Origin of the sequence: Thiomicrorhabdus heinhorstiae (genome assembly GCF_013391765.2) — a bacterium.
Lineage (GTDB): Bacteria > Pseudomonadota > Gammaproteobacteria > Thiomicrospirales > Thiomicrospiraceae > Thiomicrorhabdus > Thiomicrorhabdus heinhorstiae.
Map to the genome: position 1 here is coordinate 1 of NZ_JACBGI020000087.1, position 390 is coordinate 390.

Genomic DNA, 390 nt, shown 5'->3' on the forward strand with positions numbered 1-390 from the left:
TTCCAGCTGCGTATGCCAAATCAATTTTCGAAATAATTTCATCGCTGAACTTATCACGAATACTGCTAAATAATTTAGCTGTGCCAATTAGGTTCCCATGAACAAACCCTTGCTTCTTTGCTTGACGCCGATAACAAGCAGCCAAAACCGTATAATCTATCGATGGCAGATTGCGTTGCAGAATATCATTTACAAAAACTGCAAACTCGCGCTCTTCATTTGAGGCGGGTGAGCGGTTCGCAGGTTTAACAGCGTTCCACCCGCAAGCACAATCATCGGTCAACCCCGGTAACAATCGGTTTTTACGATAGAAAGGGTGAGAGCAATTAGGGCAAGATTGAAGAAGTTCTTCACCGTGTCGCCAGCACGCTGTAACGCCCGGTACATGAT

1 protein-coding gene is annotated in these 390 nt (G+C 45.1%); it reads right to left on the reverse strand.

What is annotated here, in order from left to right; translation table 11 throughout:
• On the reverse strand, positions 1-283 hold a 283-nt coding region (locus H8792_RS12650; RefSeq protein WP_228767130.1), incomplete at its 3' end, for a hypothetical protein.
• Between the last annotated feature and the right edge of the window lie 107 nt (positions 284-390).